Origin of the sequence: Brevibacillus sp. MS2.2 (genome assembly GCF_013284345.1) — a bacterium.
GTDB lineage: Bacteria > Bacillota > Bacilli > Brevibacillales > Brevibacillaceae > Brevibacillus > Brevibacillus brevis_C.
This window is the reverse complement of sequence record NZ_JABSUZ010000026.1, coordinates 54,147-69,694: the sequence shown is the minus strand read 5'-3', so window position 1 is coordinate 69,694 and position 15,548 is coordinate 54,147. Positions and strand designations below refer to the sequence as shown.

Below are 15,548 nucleotides of genomic sequence, written 5' to 3'. Positions count from 1 at the left end.
TATGGTTTTGGAAATTACAACAAGCCTAGCTGGCGAGCCCGTGCGACTGCTTCTGTACGCCGCTGTACCTGTAGCTTGTCAAAGATATTTCGGTTATGCCCTTTCACCGTGCTGAGTGCAAGAAACAGCCGCTGGGCAATGTCACGATTCGATAATCCTTTTTCGATGAGCTGCAAAATTTCAAGCTCTCGCTCACTAAGTGGCTCGATCAGAGAATCAGCATGGTGGGACAGATTCGAGTTGCCCCCTTCCCTTTTCGGCTCTTCCTCTTTCCATTCCGAAAGCAGCTTTTCTATATAACGTGGCATCGTTCCATAGACTGCCGGATCATACAATAATCTTTTCATCGAGATACCTTCGTCGACGAAACTGCGAATAAAGTCATTCGGCCCCGCTATTACCAAAGCGTCTTTCACCATTTGCGCAGCTTTAGCTTGATCACCCTGCGCATGCAGAACAACTGCTAGCAAAAGCATGATCTTGAGTCGTTCATCCTCTACTTGTTTAGCCTCTGCCTGCTCGAGTAATGGTTCGAGCACCGCAAGTGCTGCGGACGTATCTCCCTGAGCCAGAAGTACACGAGCCTGGAGTATGGGAAGGTCGTGCTTCTGTGCCAATCGGGCTGCCGCTGTCAGGTTATCCTGCTGAAGTAATATAAGGACTTGTGCTTCGGCAATAGGGGGCATCTGCATGACAAAGCAATTCTTTCGAGCAACATGCTCAGCATTTGCAATCATGGCAGCCGCTCCACAAACTTCTCCCTGTGCTAGCTTCAGTCTTGCCAGAAACACCTGCGCTGCCACGACTCTGTCCGTTTGTTCCAGTTGACCCGCTAATTGAATCGACTGTTGACCATGATACTCCGCTGTATGCAAGTCGTTCCATTCATAAAAAATCCGGGCCAAGCCTAGATGCGCTTCACAAGCAGCTGGTAAGGGAGGAGAACCAGCCAATTTTCGTACATGCTGATAAGTCTCAGCCGCCATATGGAGCTGATTATCTACCTCCTGTAGCTTCGCTAGCCCAAGCGTAGCCATCATGGTGATCACGACATGGCCAATCTTTTCACTGTTCGACAATGCCTCATGGTAAGCCTTGCTGGCTGCGGAACGATTCCCCTGAAGGTGATAGGCATACCCCAGCGACCAAGTAGTGGCTGTGCGGACAGGCAAGTTGTCAGGGTGCAAGTAATCCAAGGCTAGCTTGGCCTCGTCCATGATAATCTCTGATTGGTGCTTGCTCACAGCTAAGGTGGCACGTATTGCAGCGATATGCCCAAGAGTATCTCTGGAGCTGGCTAATGGCTCCAAACCTTGCAGTGCTTTTTCTGCGGCTAGCAATTTCGGTTCAACGCCAGTCATTTGACCTGTCATCAGCAAAGCTGAGGCGTACATCACCCACAGTGCTGGTCTTGCATCCAACTCCGTGTTTGGTAATGACTCCAGCCAGTTCAGTACAGGGACTACCCCTCCACGAAAGAGCAGCGGCATCCCCTCTCCCTCCACCAGTCGCGCTGCTCGTGATGTATCATTGGCTGCCACTGCATGGTGAAAAGCTTCCATCTCAAGACCATTGTCTTCATACCAAATGCTTGCACGGGTATGTAATTCTGTGAAAATTCGCTCTCCCTCTCCTATTGTCGATGAAAAACGCTGACGGAGCCTCTGCCGCAACAGATCAGCAAAAAGATGGTGATAACGGTACCAACGCCGCTCGCTATCCAGCGGGACGATAAACAAATTGGCTCGTTCGAGGAACTCTAACGTTTCCTGGGCTGAACCTGAACAAATGTCTCTTTGACCAAAAACGGCGTCACAAAGAGGACCGGACAATCGGTCGAGGATGGATGTTTGCAGCAAGAACGCTTGAATGCTTGCAGATTGCTTGGTAAGCACTTCTTCCACCAGATAGTCGAGTATAAAATGGTGACTGCCCGAAAAAGTTGGAAGGAAGGTTGCGACATCTATTTGTTCTTTCATGGAAAGAGCAGCTAACTGTAGACCGGCAATCCAGCCTTCTGTGCAGGCTTCGAGCAGGGCGATGTTTTCTAACGACAGGTGCAAATTCATGACATTAACTAAAAATTCCGCTGTCTCCGAATAGGTAAATCGCAAGTCTGAGGCGCGTACTTCAGTCAATTGATTCCTAGCCCGTAGCCTGGCGACCGGAAGTCGTGGTTCCTCGCGGGTCACGATTACCAGATGCATCTGCGGGGACATTCGTTCAAGCATGAGAGAGATGGCATCGTCGAGAGGACCCGTTTTCAAAACGTGGTAATCATCGAAGACAAGAACAAAAGAGTTGGGTATTGTGATTATTTCATGAAGCAGAGTCGTGATCATCAATTCGATTGGTAAAGGTTGAGGAGAATGGAGCAAAGGAAAAATGCCCGATCCAATATTCGGGTCAATATTTCGCAGAGCTGTGAAGAGGTATGTAAGAAAACGCGCAGGGTCATTATCCCCATCATCCATGGATATCCAGGCGAAGGGTCGATCACCGCTGACGAGCCATTCACTGACAAGTGTCGTTTTACCGGAGCCTGCTGGTGCTGAAATAACCGTCAGTTTACGGTTTAGGCCCTCGTTTAACTTCTCGATCAGTCGATGACGGGTAACGGTCTTCAACCGTGACGGGGGCATATACAATTTGGTCGTTACAATTGGAATCGTCATAAAGAAATTATAAGGATCGCCGTCTCTAAGCGTCAACTCCGCCGACTTTTTGATTTACTCTCTGCTTTTTTCAAATCACACAAAAAACACGCCGAGCTGGCGTGTTTTCGTTTTGGCGGCATAGATGCTATCTCGTTATACGTTTTCCAATAGCTTCCACGAGCTCCCTCGTTGTCTTGGGAAGATTCGATTTTAGAATGGAATTGATCATGGGACCCTTCACACCATGTGCAGTGATGTCGAGACACCCCGTCATTTTCGTCCGCGCCTCCCCCAATGCTTTTGCTTGGAAGTAGCCATGCCCGGTGAAATTCCCACTGATCCCCGTCAAGGTAAACCTCACCTCGGTCGGCGGCGTCCATTCGGTGATATCCACTTGCAGGCTGATCGTTTTCTTCATGATGCCGATATCGCCTGTAAACGTCCAAGCGACACGACGTTCATTGATTACCTCGTGGCTGATGTAGCCAGGTACCAGTGGAACCCAGTTCTCCACTATACTCACAAACTGCCATACCGCCCCGATAGGCAGGCTCAGCTCCACATCATGTATTCCTTGAGGCATGATTTGCTCATTCCTTCCCCCAGTGTTCTTTGGTATCTTGTTATGTGTATTGTCGGAACACGGGAGATATTTCAGGAATATGGCGAGTTAATCCCACCAAAAATACCATACATCCTGTTTCATTAAATAATCGGCGTAATGCCCTATTGAAGGAAACTCATCCAAAACGTACTGACAAAAGATGAAATGCTCTTGTGCCAGCTTTAGGGCATCCTGGTAGGTCTGAGGTCTTGAACCGGCTTGAAAAGTCCACGTATCCTCTGTCACAGCGAGAATCTTGATCCCATACGCCTCCTGCCAGTGCTTTACGATAACGGACTGGTAAACGGGTAGTGGGCATTCATTATAACCGCCCATCGGGACCCACAACGGCGCTTCATAACCAGATGCTAACGGCAATTCCAGGACAATCAAGGCCTCATCCTCTAATCGATCCCGCACCCATTTTTCACTGATTTGAAAGGATTCCGTCTCTGTTTCACTGCGTTGTTCATCGATTAGCTCATGGCCTTCCCATATAAGGGAATACGCCCTATAGATTTCTTCAAAGTTCTTCCCATCCAAATTTTTTAACTCGGATGAAATGTCTGTATATAAAAGTCGAGAGCTTACAATTCGCCGAAAAGCATCCTCAACGGATAAGCTATGAACTTCCGCAAGCTGGTTATGTACATAAGCAGATAGTGATCCCTCTTCGTCCACCGCTTCTTCTATCATCTCAAGTATATTATAGCTAGGCAGGACCAAGATGCTGTGCGTATCTGCCTTTGTAGCAGGTACCGAGAAGCCTTCCGTAGCAACTACTTCTATGTCACATTCCTTTAGGTAATTCGACAACTCTTCTACCATCGTCACACCTCTTTTTTTCTGTTGTTTTGTTCAAAATCATAGGATTACTCATCTATTTTACTTCATTTTCCAAATAGATGGGAAATGAACAAAAAGACATAGAAACAGAAGGTGCAGTTTATAAGCTTATTCCCTCTCCATCATGGAGACATTTTTCCTGATTTCATTCAGAACTTCTTCCCAATGAAGCTTCATTTGTTCCCTTGTGTTCATGTTATCCAAATTCTCTTGATGAAAACTAATCGTCGTTCGGTCAGGCTTGTCGGATAGCAGCCGGATTTGCAATGTGGACGGCTTTTCCCATTCCTTCATCGACCACTTTAAACGAAACTGCCGGAGCGGCTTTACAACACGAAATTGACCCGATATTCCGTCGCTGGAAGTAAAGGACTCCCCCTCACTAAAGGTAAGGTCCGATACATGTCCAAGCCATAATTTCACCCCTTCGGACGAGGTTAAAAACGCCCATGCCTGTTCCGGGGTAACGGACATCGTCCTGCGTACACCTACCTGGAAACCCGTCGCTGCCGTTTGTCCAACCATTTTGCCTAATTCGGTATTTGGATTCTTCATTTTGAACACCTCGCCCATCCTGTTTGTTAGTACAAGCTTTTCACGAATACCATGTCGCCTATCAACAGTATAGGGTAACTTCTTTGCTTTTCACATCATGAAAAATGACCGCCCTCATGATATCGACACAGGAATGACCCGAATTTGTTCACTTTCTTCATCAAAAAAAATGTTAGGATAGAGGCATCACTTCATAAAAAATGAGGAGAGTCACAAGTGCGGGTACATCCAATTTACTTTTTACGTCTTACAGGCCTGTTAGATGGCCTTTCCTTATTAGTATTGATGGGCATCGCGATGCCGTTAAAATACGTGTGGGGCTTAGACAAAGCCGTAACCATCACTGGAAGTATTCACGGCGGGATATTTTGCTTGTATGCTCTGGCGATACTCTATGCGGCCATTCGCGTGAGATGGAGCCTGCTCTGGTCTCTAGCTGCGTTACTCGCCGCTTTTGTACCGTTTGGAAACTTCTTTCTGGATCGCAGACTGAAAACGGCACAGGAGGTGTATCCTCTGAAGCCGTTTAATAATGCCCTTCTCGTATACGGCATCGTTTTTTTCTCGTTCTTTGATTTGTTCTCGCAACTGCCGGTCATGAGTACATTTGCTGCTTCCGTAGGTGCCAGCTCATTTGTTATAGGCTTTGTCATCGGTCTGTATTCGTTAGCTAATACCTTTGGCAATATTATCTCTGGTATGCTGACAGACAAGGTTGGTCCATCCAAACCTCTGTTGATCGGATTGGTTTTATCAAGTTGCGCCTTGCTGCTGTATCACATCGTCGATCAGCCGTTTCTGTTGATTATCGTGCGAATCATCCACGGATTTGTTGCCGGTTTGATCGTTCCTGCTGCTTTTACTTTCTCTGCGAATAACACTTCACACGAGCAGCAAGGACGAAAGGTTGCTTTCACCGGTACCTTCGTGGGACTCGCAGCGATTATCGGGCCTGCATTCAGCGGCATCATGGCAAGCAAAACCTCCGTGCCGTTTGTCTTTACATGTGTAGCTGTTATGGGCTTTTTCCTAACCATCCTGTCCGTCATTTTTTTGCAATCCACTAAGGCCTGCAAGAAAGAGAAGCTAAAGAAGGACGTTCCAACCTCAGCCCTGATATTTAATGCTGGGATAATCAAGGCTTACGGCGGTGCCTTTTTGCTCATGTTTTCACAAGGTGTGATCGCTTACCTTTTGCCCTTGCATGTACAATCGCTTGGATACGATTCGAAATTAAGCGGTACATTAATGAGCACGTTTGGGATGATTGCCGTCCTGCTTTTTGTACTTCCGACCAACCAGATTTTTGATCGTGTGGCCCCCTCCAAAACGATGTCCATCGGAATTGGTTTCATGGGCGTGAGTCAACTGCTTATTGGTCAATCCAACACGACATTGGCATTGTACTGCATGTTAGGACTATATGGGATAGGCTTTGCTCTCTTGTTTCCCTCTGTCAATACGATGCTCATTCAATCGACGCCGCAAGAATTGCGTGGGAAAGCACACGGTTACTTATACGCCTTCTTCTCTCTCGGTGTGGTCGTCGGCTCAGGCCTTTTAGGTTGGCTGCCCTTCTCCATCGAGGAAGGGTTTCTGTTCACAGGAAGCCTGCTTCTCGTGTTTGCCATTTTCATTGCCATGCACAAGCAGCGAGAACGCTTGCTGAATCAACAAAATAATCGATAGCAGCCGTCGTTTATCACAACAAAACCTCCTCAACCACTATGCTAGTGGTGAAGGAGGTTTTGTGCTTATGCTCTCAACCGCGGAATCACTGCGAATCAGGCATGCAGCCAACAGACCAATCCCTAGTACGATTGCAAGCAGTACAAAAGTAAGTTCATAGCTGCCAACATTCATCAAACGGATGGACAAGATTGGCCCAAGACTTGTCCCCGAAAACAGGATAAACGTATAAACCGAAACAGCAATTCCCCGCGATTTGCCCCCTAGCTGTCCAATAAGCGTGATTAGGGAAGGAACGGATAACGCAATTCCGGCAACGAAAAGCACACTCGTACCGATCAAAAGAGACAAGTTCGAAATCATACCGAGGGAAGCCATACTGACCACTGCCAGACCTAACCCGCAGCGTAGCACGGTACGTAAACCAAACCGTTTTGCCAGCCAGCCCGCCATCGGAGAAATAAGCATGCCCACTACACCAATCGATCGAACAAGCAGAATATCCTTGTTGCTAAGCCCAAAATCAGGTCCCGCCAAATAACCGCCCAAGACCGTATACATATTAACGAATGACATAAGCAATACAAGAGCGATTATGTAGCTCCAGACGATATTTTTTTGTTTGAACATGGAGGGAATTTGCCTAATCGGCTCCCAAATATGAACGGTAGCAAGGGGACTCGCTTCTTTTGGCAGCCACCTCATCACCACGAGCAGCGTCACGAAATAGATAGCAGCAAGCACATAGAATACAGCGTGCCAACTGTATTGTTCACTCATTACGGTACTAATCACTTGACCAATGATTCCTGCCGCTAGAAATCCTGTGCTGATAAATCCGATTGCCGTTACCCGTTTTGCCGCAGGGAACATTTCCACAGCATAGGCGAGCGCAACAGGCGAGAACGTAGCAGCGGCAGCACCTTGCAAGCTCCTGAGGACAATGATCCATGCGAAATCATTTGCACTACCAAGCAACAAAGAAAAGAAAGCCAGGGCAATCAGCCCGATCACAATAACGTTTTTGCGGCCATACTTTTCAGACAATGGTCCATAAATCAGGCACCCAATGGCAAACCCAACCGAAAATGCGCTGCCTACTGCTGCAGCCTGTGTCAACGTAATACGGAAAAGATCGGCAAATATGCTCATAAGGGGAATCGTAACGTATAAGCTCGACATGACGACGATTCCAGACCAGCATAGGATTGCCGTCATGAGTGAGTAGTTTCGCTGTGACATCGCACACCTCTTTTTCAAAAATTTACACGCATTATAGTTAGATTATCTAATTATATCCACAAAAAAATATGATCTTATCTTCCCACCCCCAGTTTCTTTTCCATGCTGCTATTCAACTTCATCAAGATTTTTTCCAGCAGCATCCGTTCTTCCTCCTCTAATTCACTCATAATGGAGGCGCAGGCAGACCAGAAAACCGGCAGTGCTCTGGCTACTAATTCTCTGCCTTCCTGTGTTATTTTGACATGAATCCTGCGACCATCCAGCGTGCTTTGCTCCCTGATTATCCAGTGCCTTTTTTCCAGCCAGTCCAGCAAAGCTGTAACAGAAGCACGGCGAATGCCCAGCCTGTCTGCAAGCGAAGAGGGGGTGATAAGTTCTCTGTCTTCATGTAACGTAAGCAACAGCAATACGTCCAATTTACACTCCGTTATGCCGAATTTCTCCAAATTCAAATCAATGACGTCTATGACGTTATCCCCCAGCCATAGCATCAATAACCCCAAATGAGCCAATTTGCGATCCGTATTTTGCAGAGCTGTTTTTTCCATCAGATTCAAATACGGCTGAATACCAAGTTTCGGCAATTGATCGGCTGTATGCTCCCTCTTGTTTTTTCTGCTCATGATCCACCCTAAATATAATTAGATTATCTAACTAAAATCAATGTAAAGGATTTTTTTGGATTTTGCAACCCCCTACCTTACAGGGACCTGGCAAGACGAAAGCCGAGATCATCAATTCGAAACGTGGGGTGACTGCGTCGGCGGCACGTCGCGCCACAGCCCCTAGCCTCTTCTGCCCAGCTGCCACCGCGAAAAATTCGGTAGGAGCCGTAGACGCTTACATCGTAAAGGTCCCAGCACCACTCCCAAACATTTCCCAGCATGTCATAGAGCCCCCACGCATTCGGCAGCTTCTGCCCTACCGGATGTGCTGTACCCTTAGCATTCTCTTGGTACCATGCAATCTCATCTAGCTCGCCGTACCGATAACCACCCGTCCCAGCTTTGCACGCGTACTGCCATTCCGCCTCTGTCGGCAGACGATAGCCATCCGCATCCCCGTTCCATATGACACGCTCACCATCTTCACTTATCGAGTAGCATTCCGTGAGACCCGCTTGCTGAGATAGCAGATTGCAAAACGAAATCGCATCGTTCCACGACACATTGACAACGGGAGCCTCTGGGTGCTCATTCGGTCCAACTGCTTTTTGTACAACCGAGAAGTAAAACGCATTCGTAACAGGAACCGGTGCGAGTAAAAAAGCGTTCACCTCGGTTGTCCATGTGGCCTTGATCCGATCGTCCCGTAATTCAATTTGCCCTGCCGGGATGTTCACCATGGTGTACGTCCGTTCCATCCCTATTTCACCTGGCTTAACTTCTCGATCGCCTGCTCTTCGGTCGGCAAGAAAAAGATGTCGTTTCCGTTGTTGGATTCATAGATGAAGTCTTTTAGACTTTTACTTGTGTACACCGAAAAATCCCCTACAATCGCTACTTTCACCCGATAATTGATAAACTTCTGAAGGATCTCGCCGGCAAGACGTGTTTTCAAATCGAAAAAGCTCTCGTTGAGCAATGATTTGTTGAGAATGATACGATCACTGTCTGCTTGATAATGTACCGTTGCGATCAGGTCCAATGCGGACTGCACATCCTCTATAAGCACCCCGCTACCACTCACAATGGCAATATTCTTCCCGCCAGCTTCTACCTTTGTAATATTCAAGTGTATCCTCCTCACTTTCTATTGATAATCTGCCTCACATAGTCCTCACAAATATATCGGTTGTCTTCACCGTTTGCTGGCTGAACGCTCGCCACTCGAAAGAAGCTCAAGCCCACAACCATCGCCATGAGTCCGTAGGCAGCGCTTTGCGAATCCTCTACAGACATAAGCCCGGTTTGCTTGCCGTAATCAAAAATCTTGGTGATGCCCTGCAAATCTCTTGTATAACTTTTCGCAACCACTTCTTGGAGATTGGGGTCCAATGCGGCTCTGGAGAAGAATTGCACAAAGAGTCTTGCTTGATCTTCATGCGGGATGTACATGTCAGCGATGCCATCCAACTGCGAAACATTGATCCGTTTTTCCTTGTCGTCCACGTACGGCGGCAAGATGTGCGCAAGCGTAACGTCCATCATTTCCTGGGCTGTCATGGTGCTCTCAATGTCAGATTCAATTTTCAAGCCATAGTAGGCCAAGAATGCCTGAAAGGCTTCACTCGTCAAATTATCCTTATTCTTAAAATAATACGTGACGACACCCTTTGAGCAGTCCGCATACTCCGCCACCTTATCCAGCGTCATGCCATCAATCCCGTGATTGCTAATACAAGTGAGTGTCGCATTGATGACATCTGCTCGGCGCTTTGGTTCCATTCCTAATTTGGGCATGATTTTACCTCGTTTATTTATACTGTACGGTCGGAATAAAAAAAGTGTACACCATGATTTTCCAGTTTGTCAAACGAATAGGCTCGACAACACAAAAAAACACGCTTACGCAGCGTGTTCGATCATGACGTTACATAGCAAGTGCCTGACGACTGATCCGATATTGCCCCGGTGTCAGCCCCGTCCATTTCTTGAAAGCATTTTGAAAGGCGCTTGGATCTGAAAAATGCAGCAGGTACGCAATCTCTCCGATGGAATACTCCGCTTGCTGTAAATATCCCATCGCTATTTCTTTGCGGACATTCGTGGACAATTCATGATAGGAAGTGTCCTCCGCCTTTAGTTTTGCTTGCAGGGATCTCGTACTCATATGAAAAGCAGCGGCAGTCTGCTGTAAGGTCGGAAAAGCCGCAGGCATACATCCCATCATCCATTGAAACACACGGTCCGAAAATTCCCGCCCTCTGATCAGCTTCTCTCGAATTTCTTCCGCGATTGGTTCAAAAGCTTTACGCAGCCTGACATCTGAATACAGGATCGGATATTGCAAAACTTCTTTGCCGACCAAGAGCCCATTTTCTTCTCCACCAAAGTGGGGCTCCCTTCCGAACAAATTCAAATACGGAGCGATATCATCCGGAGCGTCGTGTGTGAATCGTATCGCCTGTAACGGAATGGCGCGATGACTCATATGGACAATCAAGTGGTACAAGGAGCTGACCATATCCTCCATGCAATGTCGAGAAACGTTCCCCGGGCTTTGTCTATGAAACCGCAGGAAAACATCGTTCCCCCGTTCTTCCCAATCCAGGTCGTACCCGCTGCAAAGAATCACGTGGTACCGCTGATAAGCCTTCAATGCATCGACGATTTTTTCCGAATGCATCATGACATAACCGAGAATGCCCAGATCGGCAATATCGGTTAACTGTCCTTGATGCAGTCCGAAATGATCATCCTGCGTGTAAATGGCCGCTTCCTTCATCAAACGCTCGAGATCTGCTTCACCAATGCGCGCCTCTACATCTTTTAGCATGCTACTGTCGAAAGAAATATGATCACAAAAACGCTCAAAATCAAGGTTCTTGTGAGTAATTGTCTTCATAATCGGATACACCATCGAAATCGCAAACCCATGCGCATTTTCCAAGTACGGAACCTCCTTTGCGTGAATCCACAACATTTATGCGCTCTCGATCATTCCTCTGTTCCATTCCACACGATATGCTGAATACAGTTCAGTTTACCACGATGTGTCGGTAATGAAATCAACTATACAGGGGGATATGAAAATGAACATTCTCGTTATCATCGGACATCCAGATCCCGAGAGCTATTGCTCTGCGTTGGCGCACGCCTATATGAAAGGAGCTAAAGGCAAAGCAGCACAGATTCGCACCATTGATTTGAGCCAAATCTCTTTCGACCCGAATTTGAAGTACGGATATCGGAAAAGAACGGAGCTGGAGGACGACTTAAAAGAAGCGCAGGACCTCATCCGTTGGGCGGATCATCTGGTCATTGTTTATCCGACCTGGTGGGGCACGATGCCCGCTATCTTGAAGGGATTTTTCGATCGTGTCTTATTACCCGGATTCGCCTATAAATATCGGGAAGACTCTCCTCTATGGGATAAGCTGTTAACGGGCAAAACCGCACATGTGATGGTGACCATGGATACCCCATCTTGGTACAACCGATTGATCTACTGGCAAGCCGGACATCTCGTGATGAAACGCAACATTTTAAAGTTTTGCGGGATTAAGCCTGTGAAGGTTACGGAGATCAGTGGGGTGAATGCCGCGGCTGAGGAGAAGCGCAGGAAGTGGCTGGAGAAAGTGAAACAGCTTGGGGAGAGGCTTGCCTAAGCGATCACTAGCAAATACTTCGGCTAGTTTATCCAAATCTGTCACTGTCCTGCATCTGCTTCCTATCCAGCTGCACGTCCCTTTTCATTGGAATGATTTACCCAGGCAAATAAATCGTGAAAAGTGTATTTATTATGTAGCTAATTCTGAGTATGATAGTAGTTAAAAAAGAAAGAGGCTATCATATGGATTCTACTTTTTCAGCAAGAAAAGCATCAAAGACGAAAACCTTGGTTATCAACGCACTTTTTATCGCTTTTACTCTCGCAGCCACCATGTTTATCAATTTACGACTCCCGATCATGGGTAACGGTGGCCTCATCCATCTCGGTAACGTGCCTCTTTTAATCGCAGCTTTTGTATATGGCAGAAAAACAGGAGCTATCGCTGGAGCTTTTGGTATGGGCCTCTTTGACCTTATCTCCGGTTGGACAGCATGGGCGCCGTTTACCTTTGTAATCGTAGGTGCAATGGGTTATGTAGCTGGCCTCATCGCCGAAAAGGTGCCAGGCAATCGGGTATTTGTGTACGCACTCGCAGTTGTCGCTGCATTGGTGATTAAGATCGTGGGCTACTACTTTGTTGAGGTTATTCTTTACGGGAACTGGATTCAGCCGTTTGGCTCCATTCCAGGGAACGTTTTGCAGGTGGTTGTAGCAGCGGTTATTGTCATCCCGCTGGTGGGACGCTTGAAGAAGATTGTGGGACAAGGGTAAAAATAGAAAAATCGCTCAGGAGGCATGAGTTCTCTTGGGCGATTTTTTTGTTCGCATTATTTATTTTAAATTAGATGTACCCTTCACGTATTTCACAGATAGGAAGCCACTTATACCAATTTTTTCAGCCCTTTTTAATGGGACAGGTTTTCGCTTATATTCTTGAAACCCTAGCTTTTGGTATAGCTTCATCGCGGGAATATTCGTATCTGCTACCTCTTCAATGAGAAATTGTTCATAAGGGGTATTTTCTATAATATGACGGAGAATCACCATTGCTGCTCCCTTCCCTCTGAATTCCGGAGCCGTTCCGACGAAATCGATTGAGCATTTGACGGGCGAGGGATCTGCTAGTGTAGCTTCAAATTCTTTTTTCAAAAAGAGTCCGGCAAGGGTGCCTTTATAGAGTCCTAGATGCTTTCGCAGCTCTTTTGGATTCAGTTTTACCGAAGACGCAGTGCCATCCGTGCATGCGGCCATGCCAGCAACTTTGCGATCGTCCGTTACCGCTACATAAAATTGATTCAAAACGAACATGTGAGCAAAAGCTCTTGCAATGGTTTGCTTGTCATTGGAAAAAAAGCCAAGCCACTGCGTGAACCCCTCCGCAAAAATCCGAGACATTTGCTCTCTTGTATCGAATTCTATTTGGTCCGCCCTGATCACAGTAAACATGTTTTGGTTACTCTCCTTCCTTGTATAAAAAAGAAGTGAGGATAAAGGGGGAAGGCATTGTGAAGTTGTTTTTCCGCATCCCTTTCATCATAGCTAGCCCGTGAAGTGTCGAATAGAAAAACACGACCATTTCGTCTGCCTCTCCTGAACGGAATTCGCCAAGTGACTGACCTTTCTTGATAAGCTGGGCAGTAGCGCGGAACATGTTGTCGCTAAGGCGAGCTACCTCGCTTTGTTTCTCGTTTGTCCCGCCTCCCGATAGAAACGATTGCGCCATCAGGATCAGCAAATTTGCAAACTCTTCGCCTGTCATCATGTCGCTGTGAACTTCTTTCACAAACTGATCCAATGCTTGTTTGGGTGAAACGGCCGACTCGAAAAAATCAATGTTTTTCTGTATGCCTGCAAGTGCATAATCCACCAGTTCGTCAAACAAGGTCTCTTTTGATTTGTAATGCCGATACAAAAGTCCAATGCTGATTCCAGCCGTATCCGCGATGTCCTGGACATTCGTAGAGCCGTATCCTTTTTGAACGAATAGCTGCATGGCTGCCGATTGTATTTTCTGTTTGGTTGCATTGCGCATTTGTTCGTATTGTTCTTTGGTGCGGGGCATTGGGGGACCTCGCTTTTTTGAGTGAGTTTTTTTTCATCATAAAAGCAGCAGTTTTCAAAAGCAATCTTTTACAGTTCCGTACATGCAAAAAACGGCATCTCTGCCGTTTTTCGTTGCCCCTCTATTCTTCCATCTAGTCCTTTGCAGTGTTCAGCTCAGCTTCGATCTGAGAGTTTTTCGACGACTCACCCATGCGCCAGTAGACAATGAGGCTTATGGCAATACAAGCCGCTACATAGTAATAGAAGAGAGACTCGTTCCCGATGCTTTTGAACCATAGGGCGATGAATTCCGCTGTGCCTCCAAAGATCGCGACGGTCACCCCGTATGGAAAGCCTACGCCCAGCGCGCGAATGGCGGTAGGAAACATTTCGGCTTTCACAATCGCGTTGATGGACGTATAGCCGGTAACAATGATAAGTCCAGACAACATTAACAAGAAAGCGATATATGGGCTAGTGGTTTGTTCCAGGAGCATAAACATCGGTACGGTCCACACTGTTCCAAGAATACCAAAACCAATCAACAGCGGGCGCCGTCCAATTCGGTCGGACAGCATACCTGCAAGTGGCTGCAAGACGACGAATACGAGTAATGCGGTAAAGTTAATCCAGCTCACTACTTCTTTCGGTAGTCCTACCGTAATCACCATGAATTTTTGCAAATAGGTCGTGTAGGTGTTAAAGGCGATCGTTCCCCCGAGCGTAAGGCCGACAACTGCCAGCACCGCCTTCGGATGCTTCATCAGCTCACGAAGCGTACCCGCCTTCTCCTTGTTTTTCGACTCCATTTTGGTATACTGCTCTGATTCGTCCATACTACGGCGCAACCACAACACGGCTACTGCGCCAAATGCTCCGATGATGAAAGGAATTCGCCAGCCCCATGCCATCATGGCTTCTTCCGGGAGTATTTGCTGCAAGATAATTTGCACACCCAATGCCAATAATTGTCCACTGATCAGCGTGACGTACTGGAAGCTAGAATAGAACCCTCGACGACCGCTCGAAGCCATCTCGGACAAGTACGTGGCAGATGTTCCGTATTCCCCGCCAAGCGAAAGACCTTGGAGCAAGCGGGCGAGAACGAGAATAATAGGAGCAAACACGCCGATTGTTTCATAGTTTGGTGTCACGGCAATCACCAGAGAACCACCTGCCATGATGGTAACAGACAGCGTCAATGCGGCACGGCGCCCATGACGGTCAGCATATCGGCCGAGGAGCAAGCTCCCGATCGGTCTCATTAAAAATCCAATAGCAAAAACAGCGGCAGTATTCAATAACTGGCTGGTAGGGTCTCCTTTTGGAAAAAACTGAGACGAGAAATACACCGCAAAAGCTGCATAGACATACCAGTCGTACCATTCAATCAGGTTACCCAGTGAACCTTTAAAGATGTTGCTTGTGATTCGCCGCGTATTTTCACGATCACTCGATGGCTTCATTGCTGCCCCCTCCTTATGATTGACCCGAATCCATTCGAAAATTGGGATCGTTTAACCGCTTACAAATGAAACGATGCTTTGAAAGGGGTTACATATTTCCCCGGATGGATTCTCGAAGAACTGTCTTTATTCTAAGTTGTTTGTTTTGCTAGAATCTATTGAATACTTCCGGATGTACAAAAACAGCATCCGAGCTGCCGAAAAACCCAGTTGAGTTACATTGATTTT

Annotated in this window: 16 protein-coding genes; 3 read left to right on the top strand and 13 right to left on the bottom strand. The window is 47.0% G+C overall.

The annotated features are described in order from the left end of the window. Positions 1-14 precede the first annotated feature (14 nt). From HP568_RS21060 to HP568_RS21045, 4 genes are all read right to left on the bottom strand, one after another. Entirely contained in the window at positions 15-2,675 is a 2,661-nt protein-coding gene (locus HP568_RS21060) for a winged helix-turn-helix domain-containing protein (RefSeq protein WP_173630133.1), read from the bottom strand. Positions 2,676-2,802: 127 nt separating this feature from the next. Then, entirely contained in the window at positions 2,803-3,240 is a 438-nt protein-coding gene (locus HP568_RS21055; RefSeq protein WP_173630132.1) for an SRPBCC family protein, read from the bottom strand. Between the two features lie 87 nt (positions 3,241-3,327). Beyond that, positions 3,328-4,089 (bottom strand): DUF4253 domain-containing protein, encoded by a 762-nt coding sequence (locus HP568_RS21050; protein WP_173630131.1) that lies wholly within the window; start codon positions 4,087-4,089, stop codon positions 3,328-3,330. Between the two features lie 126 nt (positions 4,090-4,215). Continuing rightward, positions 4,216-4,662 (bottom strand): SRPBCC family protein, encoded by a 447-nt coding sequence (locus tag HP568_RS21045; RefSeq protein ID WP_048035729.1) that lies wholly within the window; start codon positions 4,660-4,662, stop codon positions 4,216-4,218. A 216-nt stretch (positions 4,663-4,878) separates the two neighbouring features. On the opposite strand from HP568_RS21045, the gene HP568_RS21040 reads away from it, so the two are divergent. Continuing rightward, the gene (locus HP568_RS21040; RefSeq protein WP_048031744.1) at positions 4,879-6,351 is read left to right on the top strand and encodes an MFS transporter; all 1,473 of its coding nucleotides are present in this window, start codon (positions 4,879-4,881) and stop codon (positions 6,349-6,351) included. A 36-nt stretch (positions 6,352-6,387) separates the two neighbouring features. Here HP568_RS21040 and HP568_RS21035 read toward each other — a convergent pair whose 3' ends face one another. From HP568_RS21035 to HP568_RS21010, 6 genes are all read right to left on the bottom strand, one after another. Then, entirely contained in the window at positions 6,388-7,593 is a 1,206-nt protein-coding gene (locus HP568_RS21035) for an MFS transporter (protein WP_173630130.1), read from the bottom strand. 74 nt (positions 7,594-7,667) lie between these two features. Beyond that, a complete protein-coding gene (locus HP568_RS21030; protein WP_173630129.1) occupies positions 7,668-8,219 on the bottom strand; it encodes a MarR family winged helix-turn-helix transcriptional regulator in 552 nt (183 codons plus the stop codon). 77 nt (positions 8,220-8,296) lie between these two features. Continuing rightward, the gene (locus HP568_RS21025) at positions 8,297-8,959 is read right to left on the bottom strand and encodes a formylglycine-generating enzyme family protein (RefSeq protein WP_173630128.1); all 663 of its coding nucleotides are present in this window, start codon (positions 8,957-8,959) and stop codon (positions 8,297-8,299) included. Positions 8,960-8,961: 2 nt separating this feature from the next. Beyond that, a complete protein-coding gene (locus HP568_RS21020) occupies positions 8,962-9,330 on the bottom strand; it encodes a DUF4180 domain-containing protein (RefSeq protein ID WP_173630127.1) in 369 nt (122 codons plus the stop codon). 11 nt (positions 9,331-9,341) lie between these two features. Then, a complete protein-coding gene (locus tag HP568_RS21015; RefSeq protein WP_048031739.1) occupies positions 9,342-9,998 on the bottom strand; it encodes a TetR/AcrR family transcriptional regulator in 657 nt (218 codons plus the stop codon). A 130-nt stretch (positions 9,999-10,128) separates the two neighbouring features. Then, positions 10,129-11,148: an AraC family transcriptional regulator gene (locus HP568_RS21010; protein WP_048031738.1), complete on the bottom strand. Its 1,020-nt coding sequence runs from the start codon at positions 11,146-11,148 to the stop codon at positions 10,129-10,131. Positions 11,149-11,290: 142 nt separating this feature from the next. On the opposite strand from HP568_RS21010, the gene HP568_RS21005 reads away from it, so the two are divergent. Together HP568_RS21005 and HP568_RS21000 are read left to right on the top strand one after the other, a co-directional pair. Beyond that, positions 11,291-11,866 (top strand): NAD(P)H-dependent oxidoreductase, encoded by a 576-nt coding sequence (locus HP568_RS21005; protein ID WP_082195885.1) that lies wholly within the window; start codon positions 11,291-11,293, stop codon positions 11,864-11,866. A gap of 185 nt (positions 11,867-12,051) precedes the next feature. After that, entirely contained in the window at positions 12,052-12,582 is a 531-nt protein-coding gene (locus HP568_RS21000) for an ECF transporter S component (RefSeq protein WP_173630126.1), read from the top strand. Positions 12,583-12,642: 60 nt separating this feature from the next. On the opposite strand, the gene HP568_RS20995 is transcribed toward HP568_RS21000, so the two are convergent. From HP568_RS20995 to HP568_RS20985, 3 genes are all read right to left on the bottom strand, one after another. Then, a complete protein-coding gene (locus HP568_RS20995) occupies positions 12,643-13,257 on the bottom strand; it encodes a GNAT family N-acetyltransferase (protein WP_173630125.1) in 615 nt (204 codons plus the stop codon). A 7-nt stretch (positions 13,258-13,264) separates the two neighbouring features. Then, positions 13,265-13,873 (bottom strand): TetR/AcrR family transcriptional regulator, encoded by a 609-nt coding sequence (locus HP568_RS20990; RefSeq protein ID WP_173630124.1) that lies wholly within the window; start codon positions 13,871-13,873, stop codon positions 13,265-13,267. 133 nt (positions 13,874-14,006) lie between these two features. Then, a complete protein-coding gene (locus HP568_RS20985; RefSeq protein WP_048031733.1) occupies positions 14,007-15,320 on the bottom strand; it encodes an MFS transporter in 1,314 nt (437 codons plus the stop codon). Between the last annotated feature and the right edge of the window lie 228 nt (positions 15,321-15,548).

What these genes read in the sequence shown, in the direction of transcription:
- HP568_RS21060 (WP_173630133.1), bottom strand. Translation starts at nt 2,675, where the DNA reads ATGACGATTCCAATTGTAACGACCAAATTGTATATGCCCCCGTCACGG.
- HP568_RS21055 (WP_173630132.1), bottom strand. Translation starts at nt 3,240, where the DNA reads ATGCCTCAAGGAATACATGATGTGGAGCTGAGCCTGCCTATCGGGGCG.
- HP568_RS21050 (WP_173630131.1), bottom strand. Translation starts at nt 4,089, where the DNA reads ATGGTAGAAGAGTTGTCGAATTACCTAAAGGAATGTGACATAGAAGTA.
- HP568_RS21045 (WP_048035729.1), bottom strand. Translation starts at nt 4,662, where the DNA reads ATGAAGAATCCAAATACCGAATTAGGCAAAATGGTTGGACAAACGGCA.
- HP568_RS21035 (WP_173630130.1), bottom strand. Translation starts at nt 7,593, where the DNA reads ATGTCACAGCGAAACTACTCACTCATGACGGCAATCCTATGCTGGTCT.
- HP568_RS21030 (WP_173630129.1), bottom strand. Translation starts at nt 8,219, where the DNA reads ATGAGCAGAAAAAACAAGAGGGAGCATACAGCCGATCAATTGCCGAAA.
- HP568_RS21025 (WP_173630128.1), bottom strand. Translation starts at nt 8,959, where the DNA reads ATGGAACGGACGTACACCATGGTGAACATCCCGGCAGGGCAAATTGAA.
- HP568_RS21015 (WP_048031739.1), bottom strand. Translation starts at nt 9,998, where the DNA reads ATGCCCAAATTAGGAATGGAACCAAAGCGCCGAGCAGATGTCATCAAT.
- HP568_RS21005 (WP_082195885.1), top strand. Translation starts at nt 11,291, where the DNA reads ATGAACATTCTCGTTATCATCGGACATCCAGATCCCGAGAGCTATTGC.
- HP568_RS21000 (WP_173630126.1), top strand. Translation starts at nt 12,052, where the DNA reads ATGGATTCTACTTTTTCAGCAAGAAAAGCATCAAAGACGAAAACCTTG.
- HP568_RS20995 (WP_173630125.1), bottom strand. Translation starts at nt 13,257, where the DNA reads ATGTTTACTGTGATCAGGGCGGACCAAATAGAATTCGATACAAGAGAG.
- HP568_RS20990 (WP_173630124.1), bottom strand. Translation starts at nt 13,873, where the DNA reads ATGCCCCGCACCAAAGAACAATACGAACAAATGCGCAATGCAACCAAA.
- HP568_RS20985 (WP_048031733.1), bottom strand. Translation starts at nt 15,320, where the DNA reads ATGAAGCCATCGAGTGATCGTGAAAATACGCGGCGAATCACAAGCAAC.